The following is a 21,289-nucleotide window of genomic DNA, read 5'->3' on the forward strand; positions in this document are numbered from 1 at the left end:
GGCTGTGGTTTTATTTACTGATACTAATTCTGATGCAGTTAGCGCTGTACTTCCTGCTATAAATAACTCTATTAATTTGTCTTGCTTGTATGAACTTAATCTACTTTTTCTCATCAAAACCATCCTAACATAACTTAGTTATCTAGGACAGCCCCAAAAGATTTTTGAAAATGTATGTGAATCTTATAAGTATTTGATAACTGTATTACAAGTACATATATCTATTTATGCTTTTTTATTAGTAGAAAAATATATATTATGCGTAACACACAAAAATAATATAAAAGATAAAACTATAAAAAATAATTGTTGGATTGAAATATCTATTTGTAAGCTTTTTAACTCATTACTAGAAATTAAGTAGCTTGCTAAGCTTCCAAAAGAAAACTTAATTAGATTAGCTATTGCATTTCCAGAGCCATATCCAAAATTCAAAGTATTTAATGCAATTGATGTTACTAGTATATTTGTTGATACAAAACATCCAGTTGCTAATAGATTAAACACAATAAAGATATAAATATTATTATATAAATTAGATAGAATAATATTTATTATTAAGAATAAAATAGCTAATAAAAAATATATAAGTATTACTTTATATTGATTATTCTTATTCACTTTCTTTCTTACATAATAGCTGCTTAATATAACACCTAATATATTCAAACCAAATAGTAAGCAATATTGTATATACCCTAGTTTCAAGTAGCTTATTATCAATATAGATGATGAGCTTATAAAGCTAAACATTGCAGCAAATGATAAGCCTATAACTATTGTAAAGAGTATAAAAGGAAGATTTTGGAAATGCTTTATATACGTTCTAATGTTAGAAAGAATTGATACTTCCTTTTTTTCTTGATTTATAGTTTCAGGAATAAAAAATGAAAGAATTAATAGCACAACTCCATATATAGTTAAAAAATGGAATATATTCTTCCAATCATTGGTTTGATATATAATGAAACTCCCAATAATAGGCGCTACAATAGGAGCTATCATGAAAGTCATTGTTATTGTTGACATCATCTTAGTAAGTCTATTACCCTTATAGCAATCTCTTAAAATAGCCATAGAAATAATGGCTCCTGATGAATCTCCTAAGCCCTGGATAAAACGCATAATAAGTAACATCTTATAATTAACGCTTATAGAGCATAAAATAGAACTTGCTAGATAAATGATAATCCCTATTATTAGTGGCTTTCTTCTACCAAATCTATCTGTGATAGCTCCCCAAAGTAGCATACCAATAGCAAAACCTAAAAAATATGTAGATATAGACTTTGTTAAATCATGGTCAGATACACCAAAATAGCTACCTATTTCTTTGAAGGCTGGCATATATGCATCAATTGCAAAAGGTGGTAAAGCAGCAAATATAGTAATTACAAAAACTAAAGATAAACTACCTTTTCTAATAGTCACAAGATTATCTTAAAAAAGAAGTAAAAATTCCCGAGAGTATAACTTAAATATTGAGTATAATAAAGTTTTTAAGAGCTATTATATTTTAAGCTTTTAAAAGCCTATCTCACTCCAAATATTATATAATAGCTCTCCAAAAAGAGTATTTGCCCAAGCAAACCACTTTCTAGTATAGTCATATTGATTATCTTTGTTGATCCCTTCATGCATAAAATATGTTTCTGCATGAGAACTTTTCAAATATTTAATGCACTGCTTTATTTCTGATAGATCATTTGAAGTTAGAGCTTGAATAACTATAGCGATTGGCCAAACATACCCTCTACCAGTATGAATACTTCCTATCCCTGTTAGGTCTTTTCCATCAAAAAACCATGGATTATTCTCTGATAGTAAGAACTTGCGCGTATTTCGATATAACTCATCATTCTTATCGATACACCCTAAATATGGTAATGAAATTAAACTAGGAACATTTGCATCATCCATCAATATATGACTACCATATCCATCAACTTCATAAGCAAGAATCTTACCAAACTTTTTATGCTCTACAACACCATACTCATATATAGCACTATCAACCTCTTCTGCTAAAGCTTTACACTGATTTGCAAAGTCAAAATCCTCATACACTTCAGATGATATTTCAGCTAGCTGTTTCAAAGATTTAACTGCATAAAAGTTTGCTGGAATCAAAAATGGTAAAATTGTTGCATCATCAGAAGGTCTAAATGATGATGCTATTAATCCAACTGGATTAACAGGATATCCTAAACCATTATCTGCTAACGTATCTGTTGCAACTGGCGTAACTCTCTGAAAAGAATAATCTTTCTCAGAATCTTTACGCTGCTGATCCTTAAAAGTTCTATATATAAGTTTTGCTGACTCTAGCCAACTAGTATTAAAAACACTATTATCTTCTACTTTTTGATAATACATATACGACAGTCTAACGTGACTACAAAGAGAGTCAAGCTCCCATTTTCTCTCATGTAACTCTGGCTTCATATCTGTAAGATCATCCTGCCATGGAGATCCTTCATCTGCCTTATTAAAGGCATTGGCATAAGGGTCAATCAAAATATACTTAGATTGTCTATTTATGACTCCCTCAATCATTTTTTTTAACTTATTATCTTGATTAACAAGCGATATATAAGGAGTAACTTGAGCAGTAGAATCTCTTAGCCACATAGCATCGATATCTCCAGTAATCACATATGTATCTGGAGAGGATGAGTCTTCATCATAGTATACTGTTGTGTCAAGCGTATTTGGAAAACAGTTCTCAAATAGTCTAGCTAACTCTTTATCCTTAGCTTTAGACTTAACTTCTTCTATTAAATTATTAACTGCATCTGACGTAAAGAGTCTCTTCTCAGGTCGAGATGAACCCAATAAATTTACAATTTCATCTGATGTATAAATATCAGTAGTAATCTTACCACTGGCTTTATCATACTTGTACAATGAATCACTCATATTCTAATCAACCTTTGTTTTATGTAAAAATTTGTAATACGGAATAACTAAGATTATTAATATAATCAATGGAATAATTGTCGAAACCTTAAACCCTTGGACTCCTCCTAAAGAATCCATCATATAGCCAATACCTCTTGCTGTAGCACTTGATGCTAATGCAAAGACTATCGTAACAACAGTCATTACTAAAGCTTGCTTCTCTTTTGAGGTCCTACTTAATATAGATGAACTAAGAACTGGAGTTGTTGGCGCATAAAAGAAACCAAATGCTGGTAATATTATTGACATAATAGACACTTCGCTAAGATCTGTAATTTCATGTCCAGAAGCATGTATCGAGAACAAAACTATAACTAAAAATACAAATCCCACTACATAGTAGCATAGCAGCATCTTATGCCACTTCATATATTTTAATAATACAAAAGCAACTATCCTACCTGCAAAAGCGGCAAGCCCACCAAAACTAGCAATTTTCAAACTTAGAGCAGGAGATAGATGTAAAGCATCTTGATAAAATCCAGGTAGCCAAGCACTAAATCCCATCTCTAAAACACTACCAATAAAAATCATAACTATTGCAGCGATTACTAACTTACTTTTACAGATATTAAGAATATCTTTTATCTGTTCTTTTACAGGTGCTGCTTTTTCTTTTTCTAATGCACTCTCATCAATTCTGACAAACATCCAAACAATTATATTTATAATACCTATGACTGCATATAAGTACAAAAAATCTAACCAGTGATTAGTACTGCTAGACATAAAGAAAGCTATTATCCACATACCAGCCATACCCGCAATCATCCAAGTAGCTTCTAATAAAGAAAGTAACCCTGCTTGCTCATTTTCTTCCTTACTAATAATAGCCGCAGATGCATAAATACAAACTTTCATACCAACTAGAACAATTCCTGTACCAATTAAGAAAAGCTTAACTATCCAGTATGAGTCAATAATTGGTGTTATCACTGATAACAGTACCATTATAGAAAGTATTGTTATAATTGATTTTCTATAGCCAAGTCGCAAAATAAAAGAAAATGCTATAAATGAAAACCCTATAACTGTAAAGTTTTGATAGCTTTCTAAAGTTCCAGCTGATGTTAATGATGCATGGAAATAGTTTGATCCTTGCATAATGAATGTGGAAAGAGTCCCACAAAACAAACTAAAGACCCACACTGTGAAAATTAATGCTACCTTAGTTATAGTTGTATTAGTAACTTTTTTGGGCACAGCAATATCACTCATACTAACTCCTATGTAATATCAAATGCAAATTAATAAGGTTTAAAATATTGAATATTTTTAAAATTCATAAATTTACAGATTAGCATAAACCTAACTAAGAATTAGATATTTTATAGCGTAATATATGCCTACATAATGTTTTTAATACTATTTGAATTAATGTTTTGTAAAACTTTTTAATTGAACCTTAATGGATCAAAAACTTTATAACACCTTTTATTTTCAATATTTAATATATAATCCGAAACCATACTCCCAAAAGCAGGAGCATGCTTACAACCATGACCATTAAATCCAACAGCTACCCAAATATTATCATCAACCTTACCAACTAAAGGTAGCCCATCTTTTGTCAAACCATATTCACACATAGACAACTCAGGCTTAAAATCACTATTTAAATTTGGGAAGTTCTTTTTAATCTTTTTAGTTAAAGTTTTGCTAATTTTATCTGCAAATTCTTGATCTGTTAAACTAGTATCATCATATAAGTGACAATTATGTAAACCTGCTTTGATATAACATTTGTTATTGATATACTCTGACATTGCGTACATTTCAAAATGGTTATTTACTATTTCTATATATGTATTATTTAGATTTGAATTTTTCAATTCGTAGTAAAAGACTGGTATTCTTTGTCTAGATAGAGTTAAATTATATTGTTGTAAAATACCAGAATTAGCATTAGTCGCATAAATCAGCTTCTTTGTTCTAATAGTTTTTATAGCATCTTGGCTTTTTATTTCAATCTCTATAAACTCTTTATTCTTGTTATGTCTTATGAGCCTGTAATTCCAAAAGAACTCTAAATCATTTTTAAGCAAACCATAGTAAGTTTTTATTATTTCACTAGGATTTAATATGCCTAACATATTTTGAGAATTATTTTTCTCAATAATAGCTTTTTCTAATGGTTGGAGTTGTCTGAAATAGCAGTCAATAACTTGCTGCTGCCTACCCCGAATAATATCAACCTCAACATTATGTTCTATAGAAGAAGATATAATCTCTTTTAATAATTGACTATCCTGACCAACAACAATGCATTTGTTCGGCTTATGAATCTTAGGATTGTGCTTAGCTAACTCTCTATACTCACTATTTGAAAACGGTAACATACTATAATACTCACGACATTCAGATCCTATTGAGCGCCCACCTATTCTTGATCCTCCAATACTTGATTTAGTTGGAATATAGTCTGATGCTTGCTCTATTACTGCTATCTTTTGTGAAAATGATTTATTTAGATGATAAGCAATACTACTACCAATTAATCCAAATCCTATAATTACAACATCAAAATCCATATAACTCTCCTAAGGAGTAGCAACCCACCACAAACACAAAGATAATAAAATATCTTTCAACAAATCAAAATTAGATATCTAGCTATAAAAATATTATCACTTTCCTAACATTTTGATAAATAGAATAATGACAAACATATAAAAAATTTTTTAGACCATTATTTTGAATTTTTATTCATCTAAGAAATATCCTCATACATAACGAACCTCCAACAATAACTTGGTTAAATATCATGTTTTAATCATAAAAATATTCCAATATAGTAATTTTTAAACTACCATTATAGAATAATTATTCAAATAAATGAAATATGAAACAGCTTGTAGGTATATTTTTGATTATTGGTTCAACTATAGGTGGTGGTATTATTGGCCTACCTATAGCTGCTGTTAACTTAGGATTTGTAGGGAGCCTATTAGCAATATGCTTAGTATGGTTAATAATGACATTTACAGGATTATGTATATTAAAAATCTCATATAATATGCCTGTCAAACATAACACATACTATTCTTTATCCACTAAGTTCCTAAATTTTAAAGGAGCTAAGATTAGCGTTTTTAGCAGTTATTTACTAATCTTATATTTAACACTAACTACCTACATATCAGGGATTAGTTCATCTATAAGTTTATACTTCTCACAAAATAGTAATTTAAGTTATTTACTATCTGGAGTAACTCTTATCTTCATACTAGGTGGGATTACAACATATAACTCTAGAATTGTAATTAAAAGCAATGTCATATTTGTAATAACCAAATTATCTCTTATTATCATAGCTATATTTCTGATCTTTTATACAACAAAGAAGGTCGATATAAATGTTGATGGTTATCCTATTGAGTCAATAGGAGCATTATCATTTCTGTTTGTATTATTTAATGCTTTTGGTTACCACTTTATTATTCCAAGTTTAGTAAAATTTTATAATCAGCATATTTCATTTAAATCATTTGTATTTTTACTTATTTTTAGTACAACATTAATAGCTTTTATTTATCTAGCGTGGATCTTAGCAATATTCTTTACAATACCTGCAGAAGGTAGTCATGGAATGCTAAATATTTATAACAGTAAAAATCAACTAATAGCTTTTAATAATAGCATCAGCTTTTTCACTCAGTCATATACTATTAGTGATATGTTAAGTGCTTTTCAGCTAATATCGATGGTAGGATCTTTTTGCTGTATATCAATAGGTGTAATTGATGCGCTAAAAGATGCCTTCGGACAAAATGCCTATCTTAAAGTTCTAATTTGTACTTATTTACCGCCACTTATTTTAATGTGTCTATCACAAAACATGTTTCTAATTGCGATGTCACTTGCTGGAGTACTAACATTCTATGTTGAGGTATTTGTACCAATTTTAGGAATTAAAAATTATTATAAGTTTTCTAAAGAGAAAGGAAATAAATCATTATTTGCTGGTCAATATTCAAAGCTTTTAGTTAAATCTTGAGACAAATTTAGAATAAAAAAAACAGTACTTATTCACCATTTAACTTAAGTACTTATACTAAGATGAACTCTTTTTTAGATCTTGATACAGTAGCATAGCTACTGACGTAGTAGATATTAATGATTTGTCTTCTTGATTAACTGATTTACTAATCCAAACATTACCGCTATTTATAACTTTTACCGCTCCAATAGGATCGCCATTTATTGAGAATACATAACCTGTTGCTTGGCCCATTGACAAAGAGCTTGTAGAGAATTTATCTACTCCTGAAATATCAATAGCTGTTTTACCATCTGTTACATTTCCTTGTAAGGTATTAGAATCGTAAGATTGTGACATAATAATTGCTGCCACTTCAGCATTATTATTCCCTGTTATTTTACAAACCAATTGTGGATCAGAAGATGATTCTATACTTAGTTTACCTCCCAAAAACTCACCTAGTGTCGCATGATCCCAGCTTGCAGCAGATACACATTCTACCGCCCATAAATTTCTACCCGACTCATCAATTGAAAACTCATATTTTTGTTCTACTTTAGATGAACCGTAACCTAATATAGTTGCTCCGCTTCTCTTAGTCCACCCTCTGTGAATATTAGAAACATGGTATTTACCAAAATTAAACTCACCACTAAAGTCAGAAAAAGCTCGTCCCTCCACCGACATTTTAGTTGAGTTATTTTCTAGCTGCATTGGCATAGCCATATGCGCAGCACAGCCATCCAATATGATCGTTAAGAAAATACCGCAAATTACTATATAACAATTTTTTTTCGTAAATAGCTTATACATCAAAAACCCCACAAATTAAATTAAAGACCTAATTATATATAAAAACTAAATATACGGAAGTAAAATCGGATATTTAATTTTGGCAAACTACGTTCAATTTATAGAATATTTTGATATTATAGAATCAACTAAACAAGCAGCTGAATCTATTGCTACTATACCATTTCTACTAGAAGCACTATTAACTACTGTCGTTATATCAGTACAACCTATAATTATAGATTGAACACCTTTTTCTTTAACTTTCTTGATAAGATCGTTTGCTTTAACATTAACCAAACTATCATCTCCCACTTTCATAGCAGAGATTAACTTATTCACATCATCTTGCCAAGCAGTTTCAAAAATAAAAGGGACTCCTGCTTTTTCAAATCCATTTTGATAAACATTTGACTCGAAAGTACTTTGAGTTGCAAATAAAGTTACATTTCCTAGATTATCCGATAGTTTAGCTAAGGTTGCATCTATCATATTTAGCAATGGTACGTCAATTGCTGCTTGAAGTTGCTCGAAATACCTATGAGCAGTATTACATGGCATTGCAATTATCTCAGCTCCCCAACCTTCTAATTTACATAACCCTTGAGCTATTGAGCTTTCTAATTCTTTATGATTTATTTCACGATCTAAATAAAAAGGGGTTGGTAATGAATATATAACAACATGTGGATAATCTATATCATGAATTGCATTAAACTTTTTTCTCCACGCAACCATTAGAGCATCTATAAATGGTGCTGTTGACATTGGTCCCATACCTGCAAGTATACCAATCATAGACTTTTCACCTTTTTGTTTTATATATCAGACCCCACTCAAACTAACCGTACTACCCTCAGCTATTAATCTACTAATATCATTAACAAACTTATAAATAGAAAAAGGCTTTTGTAAATAATCAAACTTACCATCCACATCATCTAGAGAAACAGTTATTTCTAAAACATTCTCTTTGTGGCTATCAGTTGATGCGATATTTGTTTTTAGATTATCTAAAACCTTTTTAAGGTTTGTAGGGTTTACATTTTTACTTCTAAGATTTAGCTCAACTTTACTAAAGTTCTCATCAATATATTGTGATATCGGTTGAACCTTATCAACACTTAGCTTATTACACTCTCTTTGTACATCACGACTAACTTTACCCTCTACCACAACAATATCATCAACTTGAATATTATCTTTTACTAAAGCAAATACATCTTCGCCAACCAAACAATCTGCTCTATCAAACTCATCATCAATATTGATAATATACAGAATTCTACCAGTTTTGGTTTTTCTGCGGATAGCTGGAGTTATCATACTAGCAATAATTCTCACAGAATTACCATCCATATTTGGCTGCTGGATCTTTTGCAGATCACTAAAGCTAACATGATTACGCCAATGACTTTCTTCATCAATAATATGCCCAGAGAAATACATTCCTAAAGCTTTCTTCTCATTAATTAGTAGCTCTTTTAGACTCCATTCTTCTGAGATGCATTCTCTTTCTAATTCAGTATCAGTATCGCTCTCTTGCTCTGTAAAACCAAATAGATCATTTTGCCCAGCTGCTGCCATTTCATTGACATAACCAGCATTTTTAATAGCTTTTTCAATAGAGTTAAATGCTGTAGCTCTATTTCTAGATATATCCTTGATAGCTCCTGCAAAGCAAAGTGCTTCAAGAGCTTTTTTGTTAACCTTACGTAAATCAACTCTACGTGTCAGATCAAATATAGAACTAAACTCTCCTTTAGCATCACGCTCTGTAAGGATACTTTTTATAGCCTCACCACCAAGTCCTTTGATAGCGCCTAAGCCAAGTAAAATCGTACCTTTTGCAACAGCTATACAGTCATAAACACTTTTGTTCACATTGGGTGATAAAACTGTGATACCCATATTTTTACAATCTAGGATAAACTTAACTAACTGATCAGTATTACCCATATCCCCTGACATAAGAGCAGCCATATACTCATCAGGATAATGTGCCTTTAACCAAGCAGTTTGATAAGCAATTAAAGCATATGCAGCAGCATGAGATTTGTTAAAACCATAACCGGCAAAGGCTTCCATTTGGTCAAATATCTCATCAGCAAGACCAGCCTCTATATTATGATATTTAGCAGCGCCCTCTTTAAAGATTTTACGCTGTTGCTCCATCTCTTCTGGCTTTTTCTTACCCATTGCTCGACGTAATAAATCTGCTGCTCCAAGAGTATAGCCAGCAAGCTTTTGCGCCATCTGCATTACCTGCTCTTGGTAAACTGGGATACCATAAGTCTCTCTTAGAACTTCTTCTAATAATGGATGTAAATATGTAGTTCTTTTGCGACCATGCTTGCGATCAATAAATGTTGGTATATTCTCCATAGGACCTGGACGATATAGTGCCACTAGGGCAATAATTTCCTCAAAATTAGAGGTACCAAGATCTTTGACAATCTGACGCATTCCTTGCGACTCTAGCTGGAATATCCCAGTAGTATTACCTGCTTGTAAAAGCTTAAATGTCTTCTCATCTTCAAGAGGAATATCTGAGATATTTAAAGGAATTTCATCACTAGGTCGTTTAGCATTAATACTTGTAATAGCATTTTTGATAATCGTTAAGTTTTTTAGTCCCAAAAAGTCAAACTTAACAAGACCAACATCTTCAACATCACCTTTATCAAACTGAGTTACAATGTCACCGCCCTTATCCTCACAATATATTGGAGCAAAATCTGATATTACAGTCGGTGATATCACAATACCGGCAGCATGCTTACCTAAACTACGTGGTAGACCCTCTAACTTTTGAGCTTTCTCAACAATTTCCGCAACATCTTCATCTGCTTGCATCTCATCATATAAAGGTTCACCTTCATGGAGAATCTTTTTAAATGTAGTCCCTGGAGTTTCAGGAATAAGCTTGGCAATCCTATCACCGAAACCGAAACTTTGACCCATTACACGCACTACATCTCGCACTACACCTTTAGCCGCCATAGTACCGTAAGTTATAATCTGACCAACACTTTGTTTACCATATTTCTGCTCTACATATTTGATAACCCTGTCTCGACCCTGGATACAAAAATCAATATCAAAATCTGGCATTGATACCCTTTCTGGATTAAGGAATCTCTCAAAAAGTAGCCCATACGGTAAAGGATCAATATCTGTAATAAGTAACGAATATGCCACTAATGAACCAGCACCAGATCCACGCCCTGGACCTACTGGGATATCATTTTCTTTTGACCATCTGATGAAATCCTCTACTATCAAGAAGTAGCCTGGGAATCCCATATCACAGATAATATCAATCTCTCTTTGTAATCTATCTTTATAAACTTTTGTAATATGATCATGCTTATCTTGCGGCTTATTTGCTAACACTTTTTCTAAACGGTTTTCTAAGCCTTGATAGCATAGCTTTGAGAAGTATTCTTTCTCAGTTAAACCATCTGGAATATCTACAGTTGGTAGGCAAGGTTTACCTAAATCAAATATCACATTACAACGTTTTGCAATAGCTAATGTATTGTCAACTATAACTGACAAGGAATTAAATGTATCATACATTTCACCTGCTGATTTCAGATACTGTTGTCGTGTAAACCTTGATTTACGTGACTCATCAAGAATTGTAGTTTTTTCGTTGATACAAGCTCTAATTTCATGAATATCATAATCATCTGATTCCATAAACACTGTAAGGTTTGTTGCAACTGCAATTAGATTATGTTTGGTTGCTAACTCAAGAGCTTTTTCATTATACAAACCTTCGTTTTCATACCCTAACTTATGAATTTCAATAACATAATTATCTTGACCAAATATTGCTATATTTTCAGCGATAATCTCTTCTGCTTTAATATCGTCTTTAGCTAAGATTGCATTACCAAGCTCCCCATGTTGACCACCGTTTAGACATATTATATTCTCTAAGTTAGACTCTTTTAGCCAACTTTTTGGTATAAGAGGTATTGAGCCTACTCTATCAGCTTCTTGGTAAGCTTTTGATACTAGATCAACTATGTTTTGATAACCATCGTTATTTTCAGCTAAAAGGATCACGTTAGAAATACCTAGTTCAGTATCAATTTTTAGCTCAACACCAAATATAGGTTTAACTCCACTACCTAAAGCTTGCTTATAAAACTTTACTGCAGCAAATAAATTACAAACATCCGTAAGCGCTATTGCAGCAATATTTTTATCTTTTGCACGAGAAAAAAGATCTCCTAAACGTACCGTACTATCAACAACAGAAAATCCTGTATGGACTCTAAGATGAGAAATCATTATAGATTCTATTTTATTTTATGAACTTAGCTACAAATATTACTATAAATAGTACCTAAAATCATTCTCTAAGTTACATAGTATAGCTACACATATGTCTAATTTTAAAATGGAATATCAGATAAAATAAAATATTATTATATTAGCTCTTTCAAACGATTCTATACAAATGACCCTTTTTGGTGTTTTTTAAATAATCTTATTTCTAATAGCTTTTCCATTAATAAGCCATTTATCTAATCTATATAAAAGCCAAGGAATGATCGACAATTTTGAATTTAATCTAAGCAAAAAAGTTATTTAGTATAAAGAGTTTTACAATTACTCAACACATTTTACGCAGCCTCTTCCATTCTGCTTAGCCAAATAAACTGCTTTATCAGCTTTTTTAATTAACTGTTCAAAGCTTTTCATGCTTTTATCTTTAGATGCTACACCAACACTTATACTTCCTATCCAAGGCTTACCACCTGTTTTAATCTTCATTTTTGCAATATTAGCTCTTACTCGTTCAGCTACTTTCATAGCAATTTTGATATCTGTATCTGGCAAGATAACTAAAAATTCATCTCCCCCTAAACGGCATACAATGTCTTTATCTCTAAAGTTTTTATTCAAAGCCTTTGCAAGCTTAATTAAAACGACATCTCCTACATCATGACCATAGTTATCATTAACTTCTTTAAAGAAGTCTGCATCAATCACAACACAAGATATTGATTGGTTAATTGTTTGTGCAAGCTCCCAAGCACTTGATAAATATTTTATAGCATATCTTCTATTTGGTATCCCAGTTAATACATCTTTAAATGAAAGCTCTTCCAAGGAAGTATTAAGGATACTAAGTTGCTTATTTGCCCTATCAGTCTGCTCTACTCTTTGTTCTAGTGTTAAGTTAATTTCTTGCAGTCTCTGATGACTTAGTGATATATTTTTCAACAACGCATCAAAAACATCTAATAACTCATTTGCAGATGATTGGCTTCTTTCTGCCTCCAGCATTTCAAAAGTATCTTTGGGGCTTATACCAGCATTTACTGCCTTAATTTGATTTGCCATATCTTGATCTATACCTAGTATATGATGAGTCAACCAACGAGTTAGAAAATTAAATAATGAGCTGGTTAGTTCTAATGTGTCTAAATTTATCGTTTTTTTATATATAACGTTAACTTTTTCGATGAACCTGTTATGTATCTCAATGTGTTTTTCAACAAAACGCTCATCAAGTTGTGATTCTTTCATTGCCTTTTCTTCTTCCGAAAAATGATATTTCACATAATCAGAAATTCTGCTAAAGATATCTTCAACCTCTTCAAGACTAATATCTTCGTCATCTAATAATAATCCAAGCTCATTGATTATACTAATCAACTCTTGATGTTGCTCATCAACATCCGGTAGATTAGTAGCATAACTATCAGACCACTTAAATAAAGCCATATATCTAATACAAAAAAGCTAAATCATAGTTACCATTTTACATCACTAAATTAGCTATAACAAATATACGCTAGTAAATACTATATAGTATTCTAATCTTTAGATTAGTACAAAATATACATTATAATAAGTTATTTAAATACTGTTAGATCTACTGCTGACACTGTTTTGTATTTTTCAAGAGCACTGATGTTATGTAATATCATTTTAACCTTTTATCAATGACAAAAACCACAATGATTTTTAATAATAACGCTAAACTAAAACATACCCATAATGCTAAAAGAATTAAGTGATAATTTGAGATATCCATATGTGCCTTTATAAATCCCCATATAGACATACAAAATCCTACTGAGAATGTTAACATAGCTGCTGCAGTACCATGGTTTTTAGTAATATCACTCATAGCCGCCCCTGTTGCTAAAGGTATAAAAAAACCTAAAAAATAACATATTAGTTGTAGTGATATTACAGTGCTATATAACGACACGTTTAAAAAACTATATAAAATAATAAAAATAAAAGCGACCCCTAAAACTCCAAGTCTATAACGCTTTTTATGTGCAGAACTAGCTTTCATTCGGAAACTAATTATTCCTAAAATATAGAAGATAGATGCTAATAAAAATATAACTGTAAAAACATTAATAGATATATTTAACTCATCTACCAACAACCCTTTATATGAGCTCATCAATACTCCTAAATAAAAAGAGAAAAGTATCGCCGCAATCATAACATTAAGTAAATAGCTAGGTTTCGACAAAGCATGAACAAAGCCTGATAGAATTTGAGATGCTGGAATTAAAACTTGATTTTGAGCATCTATTTTTAATATTTCTATAGAGAATAGAAATAATGCTATTTCTATTATGGCCATAATGAAATAAGCAAGTCTCCATGAAACAGGTATCACACATAAAACCAAATAAGTACTCACAATTGGAGCAACTATTATCATTATAGATAATATAGAATATGCTTTTTTCATCTGAGTAATATCATCAGCATTTCGTGATATTAAAGCCCTAGCAATGGATGAATAACACCCCGTACCAAGACCTAAACACACAAATCCTACATACATAATATTAATATTACTTGCTATACCCAAAATTATTAAACCCAAGATTGATAAGCTTTGTGATAGAGATAACACTTTTTTTGCGGTAAATATATCCGAAAGAGTTGCAAATAGTATTGCAGAAAGACTAAACATAAAAAATGATAAGCTCATTGCTAGTTGAGTTTGTTCTTGAGGGATTTTTAAATTAGATGATACGCTAGATATTAGTGGCATTGATATCGTCAACGTCATATAACCAACATATGTTAAAAAATATGCTAGTAAATTCTCTTTTTTAATATTTTTAAACATATATCCATTTTCTTAATCTATAAACTAATACTAAACCCCAAACTTTAAAAAAATTCTAAAAAGTTATCCTCTACCTACCCATTTCAAAAAGCCTCATCAATTTCACATACTCAAAATGAAATAATGTACTCTCCATATTTAAACCTAGCTTCTGTTCACAATGGACTATAATATAGAGTTTTAAAATCCAAACTACTGCTAGTTAAAGCAAAAGAGCAGCATATATCAAAAGTTTAACAAACGAATTATCATATAAGAAGGAGAGTTTTAGTCAAGTATTTTAACATTGTTAAAAATTAGATCTGACGAAAAAAATATCTAAATAAGCGTAACTCAACCAAAAATTTGTAAGAAGATTAGCATCTAAATGTATTATAAATATTACTAAACTAAAAGATTATTTATAACCTCATAGTTATGAATTTATGTATAAATATCACAGTGTACTCGAGAACAGTACATCTTTATTAATTTATTTAAATTTTTGCTGAATAAACTTAAAGAAACCAACAATAATAAATGATAGTTTTAATTTATAAGTCACTATAAGAATTGACAAAAAGAGAGTTCATAATGAATATACAACAACCAGATATACTCACTTTAACCCCAATGATAACCTTTTTATAATTTACCTTATGAAAAAATCTGAAAGTAAAAATTATCAATCAAAGAAAAGAATATATCCAATCGGTTTAGTTCCCATACTAATAGTTCAAGTATTTATAATATTTCCTTTAGTATGTTTATCATCAACTATTGTTTACTATATGCAATCTGTTGGACATATAAATACATCACAAGCAGTAATAGTTTTTTCAATTAGTTTTTCTCTTATATGGGGAGGTAATTGGTTTGGTGTGACCGCTGGTAGGTTAGTAAATAGACATCAAGTTATTATAGTTGGTATTATGCTTATATTCATTTCTTTAATATGTCTAGCTAATAATTGGATAAGTATCATATACTCTATTGCACTATTTGCTACTGGTTTTGTCTTTTTTGCTCCAAACAAAAGTATTCTTATAAATTATTTATATGAAAAAAATGATGTCTATGGTAGAAATTCTGCAATAACATTACTTCAATTTTTCGTAAATATTGGATCTGCTGGAGCAGCAATACTTTTTGGAATATTTGTTAAAAAAATAGGTTATAGAATATCTTATGAAATAGTTTCCATCTTTCCCATTTTAGGTTTATTTATTTATTTATATTTATCAAAGAAAGTCCATTTATCTCAAGATAACAAAAAAATATTTTTTCCTCAGGATAGATACCATATAAAAAATATAGTATTAATTACTCTACTTGGGTTAGTTACTAGCCTAATATTCTTTATAATTTTTAAATTAATAAAATTAGAAACATATATTATTTTTACTATATCTGGTATTGTTCTACTTTTTATAATCTACAAAGCTAGAGTATTATTATTAGAAGAAAAAATTATGTTAAGATCTCTAATAATAATTTTTATATTAATTGTACTAGCATCATCTATAGATGCGTTTATACCATCTGTAATATCGTTATTTATAAATTCAAATGTTGATAGGCATATATTCAGGTATGTTTTGCCAGCATCATCTTTTCAAGGGTTTAATTCTATAATGGTTGTGATTCTATGTCTTCCACTCAGTTTACTATGGTCATACAAATCAAAATCATCTCATAATATAAATAATTTCAAATATATTTCAGGAGGCTTTATAGCATATGGCCTTGGGTTCTTAGTACTCTCTTTAGCAATTATGATTTCACCTGGCAAGCTTAATGTTTTTATAATTTTACTTTTCTATCTAACACAAGCTATTGCTTTTACTTTAGTATCACCTGGTTTAAACTCATTAATATTTAAATATATACCTAAAAAAATGGATAATCTAATTTTTGGTATATTCTCTTTTACAGGAGCTTTTGCTGGATTAACATTAACTTTTTTAACACCTATTTTACATATTGATATTATTAGCCATAAGATTCAAGACTCAACCAAAGGAGTTTTTGTGCATACTTTCTTTTATCTGTCATTATATCCACTTATAATCGCTATCTTGATAATAGCTTTTTATAAATTAAAAATATCTTCTATGAAGTTATTTTCACACAAAAATAAAACTTAATTAAAGGATGTACAATTATGGACATTAATAATATAAATAATTTAAATCTAAAAAAACAGTTTAAAAAAGATGGTTTTGTTTTAATAAAAAATGCTATTAATAATGAATTATTAGAAGAAATGCAGAAAGATTCTGAATTATTAGCAAATTCTATCGATTCAAGTATAAAACAAAAAGTTTGGCATGAACGAGTATTATTTAGAAGGCTGTCTTTTAGAAAGTTTATTCAAACTCCTATAATATTTGAGCTAGCGGAATTATTAATAGGGAATGATATTCAACTACTTGCTGCTGACCTAAAAAAACAAAGTCCCGGGGCTATGGGGATTGAGTGGCATCGTGATGTAAATTTTATATGCAATAAAACATTATCTATGAACTCAGGTATATATTTTCAAGATATCTCTGAAGAATTAGGGGCATTTGAAATAATACCGGGTTCACATAAAAGAGAGAGAATGTATAGTAATAGTGAATTAGAAAGTAAAAAAATAAAACTCTTCCCTAAAAAAGGAGATATTATATTTTTTGATGCTGGTATTCTACATAAAGCAAACCCTAATACATCTCAATCTAAGGAACGCTGGGCATTATTTCTTTTCTTTGGACATTATTGGATTAAAAGGATGGGAGAATATTTCCACTCACCATTACCTGATGAGTTAAGTGAAACTAATTCTGCAAAGCTCCAACAATTGTTAGGGATAAGGTTAAGAGATAATGTAACCTCATATCATGGCGATAATGAAGAATATAATTTATTAAGAGGGGAGCCCGGTTTAGATTTTTAATGTTTTTTAAAAGATTAAGAAGTACCTTTCCTTCAAATGAAGGAAAATATAATAAAGTCATTAAGTTTTTTATCAATAAAAATTTAAATACGCTTTTACTACTTCACGTTGGACCATATCACCATTAGAGTGCCCAGATGTAACAAAGTGTAGTATTGTTTCTTCATCTAAGGCTTTTTTTAACTCGTATGCTGCTGATGGCATGCAGATAAAATCATATCTGCCATGCACAATAGTTATGGGGATATGCTTTATTTTATAAGCATTATCTAATATATAGTTCTCTTTAAGAAAACATTTATTTAAAATATAATGAGCTTCTAAGAAAACTACTGACTCTGAGGCAAAATCTTCTAACTCTGATTCTAAATTCTTACCAGTAAAGTCTAGTTGAAATAAGCTTGATTCATACACTAGCCACTCTCGTGCAAACCTCTTCTTTTGATCCTCATTTTTACTACTGAGCAATTCTTGTAAAAAATGAGGTTTTATGTCGAGTTTCTCATGTATTGGCGCATTATCTCGAAAACGTTGCCATACTTCTGGAAAATGTGTCGAAGCACCTCCTCCACCAATATAGAATTTAATATCTATTTCGCGAGCTAAGAAAACTCCTCCTATAAGCATTTTTTCGACTATATTAGGATTTTCAATACTATATAATAATGCTAATGTTGATCCCCAAGAGAACCCATATAAAGATATTTTATCAAAACCTAGATGCTTTCTAAGTTTACAAATATCAGAAACTAAATCCCAGCTTGTATTATTACTAAAAGGTGAAGAAAACCTACTACGTCCAGAACCTCTTTGATCATGAAAAATAACACGATGTCTTTTAGGATCAAAATTTGAAAAATTATCCTTACTAAAACCAGCTCCTGGTCCTCCATGAAGATGAAAAATTGGGATTTCAATATTCTTATTTCCCCAATCGACATAATAAATACTATGATTATCACCAACATCAAGATAACCAGAGCTTATTATATTTGTATCTTTAATATCATTATCATCCATTTTGAAACTCCTTAGTACTTTCTGCAATTCCTTAAATTTAATTCTTATAAGGACCTTATGAATAAATCCTAACTCTTATCATAGATTATTTCTTTAAATCTATTCAGCAAAACATTAAATAATCAATAAAATCCGACTGTTCTCGAGTACTTTATAATACTAATTAACTTTTAAAAGATTTATAAATTTAGACATTTGAATTTATATCTAAATGTATAATTTAAAAAGGATTGAATACCTTAATTTATTAATTTAAACTTTTAAAATGAGGCTCTACTCCTGAAGTATAAAAATATGTCATCAAATAAAAAATATATTCTTAGCTTAAAAATTTCTAAAATAATATTTTTAACTCTTTTTATAATATGTTTATTTGCTTACATAAGACCTTTTACAACAGCTAACTACCTATCTAATAAACAGTTTAAAACTTTTGAGTACCAATCATTGGGGTTTCTAAATAAAAATCAAGTTTCAGGATTTCATAATAAAACTCCTAGAGACTTATTTGCTAACTTCTACTATAAATCTTTGAGCTTATGGATGGGGTCTCATAAGTACTACTATGATGTGATCAACTGTATTTCACCCCAAACTGTAAAAATAAATGATTACACAATTAGCGAACAAGATATTAACATTGATAAAATGCTTGTCGCTCTACTTAAAACTGATTTTAGGCTTAAAGATGTTCCAAATAATACAAATACAAACACAAATAAGTTAAGCCTAACTCTAGGCAAAGATAGCAATAAGCAGACTTTTTACTTAGCTAGAAAAGTTAATGGTGACTGGTATTTCACTCAAAAAAACTTCACAAACCCTAAAACACTTAAAAAATTTGTTGTTTATAAAAATGAGAAAAACTCTACCGAAGATAATATCAGAAATATCTCTATGCCTATACTATCATATATGAGGTTTGTTTTTGGGGTGAATCAAACATATAAATTCGACACCCAAGATGCTCTTGAGATTATGAATCTTAAATGGATCCCTCAAAATATACGAAAAGATTATGCATCGTTTGTCGCTTTTAGTATGGACAAAGTATTTGAGAACGCAAAGATTACAATAAGAAATATACCTGGTGAAGTCTTACCTGACAGTAATCTGGTAATGATATATACATCTCCATTATCTGGAAAAAGTATATATTTAGAAAATATACAAAATACTAAGAAAAATAAGATTTTTGATAACTGGATATTTACAAAAAATGCCCAGATTAATGGTGTGGAAATTTTCTTACATGATCTAGACAACAATACACGGACACCTATTGGCAACAATATAAAACATTCTCTTTGGGAGAACATCCCAAGTCTTCTCAATAAATATGGACAAACTGTATATATAATTATCATATCTGTAATCTCGGCAACTATTTTATATTTAATCTTCAAATTATTTTTTAAAATCTTGAACCCCATATTTAAAGTTCTAGGAAATATTTTTGAGAATAAAGATTATAAAACTATCAAAAAACTCACTATCGCAACATCGTTAATAATATCAATGTACCTTGCATATTTCTTCTTCTTTAACTCTATGATAGTTTTTGAAAAGGCTTGCTATTATTTTGATTTAATATTTAGAATTTCATACGGCATTATCATAATGTTTTTATGTACTGAGATCGTAAATGTTCTATGTTCATTTATTATTTCATCATATAAAAAATCTCAAGACTCAGACAAATCCGCAAGATTTTCCTTTGCTATAATTATTGCCAACAAAATCGTTAACCTTATCATAATACTTATTATTACTGGATATATAATAGAGCAACTTGGTATTGATATGTTCCACTTTTTAGCTGCTCTTGGTATTGGTGGGCTTGCTATAGCCTTAGCCGGCAAAGATACAATTGAGAACCTTTTTGGCTCAATTATTCTAGCTGCAGAAAGACCTATCAAAATTGGAGATTGGGTAATAATTAAAGATCAGCAAGGAATAGTAGAAAAAATAGGCTTAAGGAGTACTATTATTAGAACTTTTGAAGATTCTGCTCTAATAATACCAAACTTTGCATTTGTTACATCTCAAATAAATAACATGGGGGAAAGAAAATATCGTAGATACACAACTATGCTTGAAGTTGATGAATCTACCCCGACAAATAAACTTAAATCCTATGTAAATGCTTTAAATGAATTAGTCCAAAAAACTTCATACATGAAAAAAGATGGATACTATATAAGAGTAAATGATTTAAAACCATCATCTATTGAGATATTAATATATGTATTTTTTGCCTCACAAGACTGGGGAGAAGAGCTAGAGCAACGTGAACAATTCATAATAGATATATTAGATATAGCTGAAAAAATGAAAATTAAATTAGCTCCGTCACAAAGAGTTCAAATAAATAATGTAAATAACTAAATATTTTCCAAATAAATACTCTTTCTTTTTTAATATTAAATTTATGATATCATAATGTACTTTTATTAAATAACTTGATGGTCAATTACTAAAAAGTCAA

At 30.1% G+C, this 21,289-nt stretch carries 14 protein-coding genes and 1 pseudogene; 4 read left to right on the top strand and 11 right to left on the bottom strand.

Annotation, left to right across the window (positions count from 1 at the left end; all coding sequences use genetic code 11):
• The 5 genes and pseudogenes from F3D62_RS11600 to F3D62_RS11620 all read right to left on the bottom strand — a co-directional run.
• Positions 1-114: pseudogene (locus F3D62_RS11600) on the bottom strand (IS1595 family transposase); the annotation flags it as partial.
• 111 nt (positions 115-225) lie between these two features.
• Positions 226-1,431, bottom strand: coding sequence for a multidrug effflux MFS transporter (locus F3D62_RS11605; protein WP_150468415.1), 1,206 nt, complete (start codon positions 1,429-1,431; stop codon positions 226-228).
• Positions 1,432-1,524: 93 nt separating this feature from the next.
• Positions 1,525-2,919, bottom strand: a complete 1,395-nt coding sequence (locus F3D62_RS11610; RefSeq protein ID WP_150468416.1) for a glycoside hydrolase family 125 protein — start codon at positions 2,917-2,919, stop codon at positions 1,525-1,527.
• Between the two features lie 3 nt (positions 2,920-2,922).
• The gene (locus tag F3D62_RS11615; protein WP_150468417.1) at positions 2,923-4,179 is read right to left on the bottom strand and encodes an MFS transporter; all 1,257 of its coding nucleotides are present in this window, start codon (positions 4,177-4,179) and stop codon (positions 2,923-2,925) included.
• A 176-nt stretch (positions 4,180-4,355) separates the two neighbouring features.
• The gene (locus F3D62_RS11620) at positions 4,356-5,492 is read right to left on the bottom strand and encodes an NAD(P)/FAD-dependent oxidoreductase (protein ID WP_150468418.1); all 1,137 of its coding nucleotides are present in this window, start codon (positions 5,490-5,492) and stop codon (positions 4,356-4,358) included.
• A 311-nt stretch (positions 5,493-5,803) separates the two neighbouring features.
• Between F3D62_RS11620 and F3D62_RS11625 the strand changes: the two genes are divergently transcribed.
• The gene (locus tag F3D62_RS11625) at positions 5,804-6,958 is read left to right on the top strand and encodes an aromatic amino acid transport family protein (protein ID WP_150468419.1); all 1,155 of its coding nucleotides are present in this window, start codon (positions 5,804-5,806) and stop codon (positions 6,956-6,958) included.
• 57 nt (positions 6,959-7,015) lie between these two features.
• Here F3D62_RS11625 and F3D62_RS11630 read toward each other — a convergent pair whose 3' ends face one another.
• From F3D62_RS11630 to F3D62_RS11650, 5 genes are all read right to left on the bottom strand, one after another.
• A complete protein-coding gene (locus tag F3D62_RS11630; RefSeq protein WP_150468420.1) occupies positions 7,016-7,756 on the bottom strand; it encodes a hypothetical protein in 741 nt (246 codons plus the stop codon).
• 93 nt (positions 7,757-7,849) lie between these two features.
• A complete protein-coding gene (locus tag F3D62_RS11635; protein ID WP_150468421.1) occupies positions 7,850-8,533 on the bottom strand; it encodes an aspartate/glutamate racemase family protein in 684 nt (227 codons plus the stop codon).
• Between the two features lie 27 nt (positions 8,534-8,560).
• The gene (dnaE, locus tag F3D62_RS11640; protein WP_150468422.1) at positions 8,561-12,040 is read right to left on the bottom strand and encodes a DNA polymerase III subunit alpha; all 3,480 of its coding nucleotides are present in this window, start codon (positions 12,038-12,040) and stop codon (positions 8,561-8,563) included.
• A gap of 321 nt (positions 12,041-12,361) precedes the next feature.
• Positions 12,362-13,483, bottom strand: coding sequence for a GGDEF domain-containing protein (locus tag F3D62_RS11645; protein WP_150468423.1), 1,122 nt, complete (start codon positions 13,481-13,483; stop codon positions 12,362-12,364).
• A 202-nt stretch (positions 13,484-13,685) separates the two neighbouring features.
• Positions 13,686-14,864, bottom strand: a complete 1,179-nt coding sequence (locus tag F3D62_RS11650; protein ID WP_150468424.1) for an MFS transporter — start codon at positions 14,862-14,864, stop codon at positions 13,686-13,688.
• Positions 14,865-15,502: 638 nt separating this feature from the next.
• Here F3D62_RS11650 and F3D62_RS11655 point away from each other — a divergent pair.
• Together F3D62_RS11655 and F3D62_RS11660 are read left to right on the top strand one after the other, a co-directional pair.
• Positions 15,503-16,990 carry an MFS transporter gene (locus F3D62_RS11655; RefSeq protein WP_150468425.1) on the top strand — a complete coding sequence of 496 codons (1,488 nt, stop codon included), beginning with the start codon at positions 15,503-15,505 and terminating at the stop codon, positions 16,988-16,990.
• A 17-nt stretch (positions 16,991-17,007) separates the two neighbouring features.
• The gene (locus F3D62_RS11660; protein ID WP_150468426.1) at positions 17,008-17,781 is read left to right on the top strand and encodes a phytanoyl-CoA dioxygenase family protein; all 774 of its coding nucleotides are present in this window, start codon (positions 17,008-17,010) and stop codon (positions 17,779-17,781) included.
• 72 nt (positions 17,782-17,853) lie between these two features.
• On the opposite strand, the gene pip is transcribed toward F3D62_RS11660, so the two are convergent.
• On the bottom strand, positions 17,854-18,801 hold the full coding sequence (gene pip, locus F3D62_RS11665; protein ID WP_150468427.1) for a prolyl aminopeptidase: 948 nt from the start codon (positions 18,799-18,801) through the stop codon (positions 17,854-17,856).
• A 294-nt stretch (positions 18,802-19,095) separates the two neighbouring features.
• On the opposite strand from pip, the gene F3D62_RS11670 reads away from it, so the two are divergent.
• Positions 19,096-21,189: a mechanosensitive ion channel family protein gene (locus F3D62_RS11670; protein ID WP_150468428.1), complete on the top strand. Its 2,094-nt coding sequence runs from the start codon at positions 19,096-19,098 to the stop codon at positions 21,187-21,189.
• Positions 21,190-21,289 lie beyond the last annotated feature (100 nt).

It is taken from the genome of Francisella sp. SYW-9 (assembly GCF_008711465.1).
GTDB lineage: Bacteria > Pseudomonadota > Gammaproteobacteria > Francisellales > Francisellaceae > Francisella.

Bases quoted from the DNA above. Each gene is read 5' to 3' on its own strand.
- F3D62_RS11635 (WP_150468421.1), bottom strand. From the start codon at position 8,533: ATGATTGGTATACTTGCAGGTATGGGACCAATGTCAACAGCACCATTT.
- F3D62_RS11615 (WP_150468417.1), bottom strand. From the start codon at position 4,179: ATGAGTGATATTGCTGTGCCCAAAAAAGTTACTAATACAACTATAACT.
- dnaE (WP_150468422.1), bottom strand. From the start codon at position 12,040: ATGATTTCTCATCTTAGAGTCCATACAGGATTTTCTGTTGTTGATAGT.
- F3D62_RS11630 (WP_150468420.1), bottom strand. From the start codon at position 7,756: ATGTATAAGCTATTTACGAAAAAAAATTGTTATATAGTAATTTGCGGT.
- F3D62_RS11620 (WP_150468418.1), bottom strand. From the start codon at position 5,492: ATGGATTTTGATGTTGTAATTATAGGATTTGGATTAATTGGTAGTAGT.
- pip (WP_150468427.1), bottom strand. From the start codon at position 18,801: ATGGATGATAATGATATTAAAGATACAAATATAATAAGCTCTGGTTAT.
- F3D62_RS11625 (WP_150468419.1), top strand. From the start codon at position 5,804: ATGAAACAGCTTGTAGGTATATTTTTGATTATTGGTTCAACTATAGGT.
- F3D62_RS11670 (WP_150468428.1), top strand. From the start codon at position 19,096: ATGTCATCAAATAAAAAATATATTCTTAGCTTAAAAATTTCTAAAATA.
- F3D62_RS11660 (WP_150468426.1), top strand. From the start codon at position 17,008: ATGGACATTAATAATATAAATAATTTAAATCTAAAAAAACAGTTTAAA.
- F3D62_RS11610 (WP_150468416.1), bottom strand. From the start codon at position 2,919: ATGAGTGATTCATTGTACAAGTATGATAAAGCCAGTGGTAAGATTACT.
- F3D62_RS11655 (WP_150468425.1), top strand. From the start codon at position 15,503: ATGAAAAAATCTGAAAGTAAAAATTATCAATCAAAGAAAAGAATATAT.
- F3D62_RS11650 (WP_150468424.1), bottom strand. From the start codon at position 14,864: ATGTTTAAAAATATTAAAAAAGAGAATTTACTAGCATATTTTTTAACA.
- F3D62_RS11645 (WP_150468423.1), bottom strand. From the start codon at position 13,483: ATGGCTTTATTTAAGTGGTCTGATAGTTATGCTACTAATCTACCGGAT.